Source organism: Calditrichota bacterium, from assembly GCA_013152715.1.
In the GTDB taxonomy this organism is placed as follows: domain Bacteria; phylum Zhuqueibacterota; class Zhuqueibacteria; order Thermofontimicrobiales; family Thermofontimicrobiaceae; genus 4484-87.
Window position 1 is genome coordinate 17,131 of sequence record JAADFU010000011.1, and the last position, 767, is coordinate 17,897.

The window sequence follows — 767 nt, forward strand, 5'->3', positions numbered from 1 at the left end:
AGACGTTCACTCTTTCTTTCCCCACTAAATATTCAACCAGTGCTGTTCCTGGTTGAACAATTCTCTCCTGCACCTGTTTCAAATTCAGTGGCTTTTTCAATCCTGTTAAGCGTGAATATTTGGGATTTTTCAGTTGAATCTCTTGCAACAATTGTTCATAATAGTAATGAACTTTTTTCACACTGTCCTCGAGTGAACTGATCCGATTTTGGTTGATCTCTTTTCCATTTTCTGAATAAATATCTGCAAGTTCCTGTTGAATTTTATTCAACTTCCTCTCCAAATCTTTCTTACGCTGCAAACGCTGGGGTGTGATTCCTTTGGCAATGTTCACATGACCGGTAGAAAGAATATCTAAAAAACTTCTGGCTTTTGAGCGTTCCAGATATTCATAAGCATCTTTTTTCCGACCCATTTTAAGCAGTAGATTAATCATTGAATTGTAAACATCGATTTTATCATCTAAAAAACTCTCTTTCAATGTATTTGCTTTGAGTTTCGCCCGGATGGATTCTATTTTCTCAATTGCCTGATGATAGCTTTTTGCTGCTTGTTGATTCTTGCCCTTTTTCTCCATAGTCCTACCTATTCCATAATAGGCTTTCCAGATATTTTCAGGTGAACCAATTTTCTCCCCTATTTGCAGCCCCTCATTATAATAAGACAAAGCCTGTGGGTAATCCTTTCGTTCAAAATAGAGATTTCCTTTGGCGGTAAATAAATTTCCCTGGACTCTCAAATCAAATGTTCTCTGGCAGACTCGCTGC

1 protein-coding gene is annotated in these 767 nt (G+C 37.5%); it reads right to left on the reverse strand.

Annotation, left to right across the window (positions count from 1 at the left end; genetic code table 11):
- The coding region (locus GXO74_01105) for a tetratricopeptide repeat protein (GenBank protein NOZ60256.1) at positions 1-767 on the reverse strand (767 nt) is incomplete at both ends.